This is a genomic window from Enterococcus durans NBRC 100479 = LMG 10746 (assembly GCF_001544215.1).
Lineage (GTDB): Bacteria > Bacillota > Bacilli > Lactobacillales > Enterococcaceae > Enterococcus_B > Enterococcus_B durans.
This window is the reverse complement of sequence record NZ_BCQB01000109.1, coordinates 1-1,299: the sequence shown is the minus strand read 5'-3', so window position 1 is coordinate 1,299 and position 1,299 is coordinate 1. Positions and strand designations below refer to the sequence as shown.

Genomic DNA, 1,299 nt, shown 5'->3' with positions numbered 1-1,299 from the left:
AGGGTCTAACGCTTCATAAACATTCAACTCTTCAATTTCTAAAATTGAGGCAATCAGTAATGCGGCTCCAGTTTTACTCGCTTGCTTTACAGCATATTGAAAGGCTTTTTGAGCTCCTTCTGATTCATCTACCCCAACTAAAATATTTTTAAATTCATCAAATCCTTCCATAGTGCATCTTACCTTTCATTAATTAATTGATTATATTTTTTATTTCCTTTATACAGTTCAATAATTGTCCACGCTAACAGTAGTAATACTGCGACGATAATGACATAGGCAATAGAATCAGCTAGTACAAGTTGGCTTGATGTCACCTTTTCACCAAAAAAACCTTCAATTTGGCCGGGCAATCCAATCAAATTTAAATATGTCAATCCAATTACTGAACCCCATCCTAGTATCCGAATAACTATCGAATTTTTAAACTGGCTTCCCATTTCCACCTCACTATTGGTCATCATTAATAATGGTACCATCGAAAATGGTAACGCAAAAGCTAAGAAGACTTGTGAATTATTCATTAGTGTATTTAACGCTGTGTGCTCCCGAATCGTTCCTTGCCTGCTTGTAATAATTACACAGATTAACACTGGGATAACTGAAATCAAACGCGTAATTAAACGTCTTAGCCAAATTGGCATTCTCATATGAATGAATCCCTCCATAATTACTTGTCCAGTTAAAGTTCCGGTAATCGTTGAATTTTGTCCAGAAGCTAGTAACGCGACTGCGAATAATGTAGAAAGAAGACCTGATTTTGCAACGGTGATTAAAATTCCGTTACTCAATGTATCCGGATTTGATAAAGCCTCATACAACCCAAAAAATGATGGATCTTTCACTGCCCCTGTTTTAAAAACAGCAACTCCCATTATGAGCAATAAGGAGTTAACAAAAAAAGCGAGAGTCAATTGAATGTTAGAATCCCATGTTGAAAATCGTACAGCATTGGCGATTTCATCTTCATCCGTACGATTTATCTTTCGAGTCTGAGACACAGCCGAATGTAGATATAAATTATGAGGCATAACGGTTGCACCAATAATTCCTAATGCACCAGTTAAAGGCGTTTGACCACCAATTGAATGTGTAGAGGAGAACGTTTCACCAGTCGGAACCAATCCTTTAAGTACATCCCCCCAATTAGGATCAGACAACGCTACTTGATAAACAAACACAAAAAGAATTACAAAAATCAAACAGACAACTATTGCTTCAATTTTTCTAAAACCAACTTTCGTTAACAACAATAATAATAAAACATCAAATACCGTAATAAAGACTGCGACGACAAGC

2 protein-coding genes are annotated in these 1,299 nt (G+C 36.2%); both read right to left on the bottom strand.

Annotated elements, in window-relative coordinates:
* Positions 1-171 (bottom strand): universal stress protein (locus ED2_RS14470; RefSeq protein WP_164703937.1); only part of this gene is annotated, 171 nt, incomplete at its 3' end.
* Between the two features lie 8 nt (positions 172-179).
* The coding region (locus ED2_RS14465) for an Nramp family divalent metal transporter (protein ID WP_060789929.1) at positions 180-1,299 on the bottom strand (1,120 nt) is incomplete at its 5' end.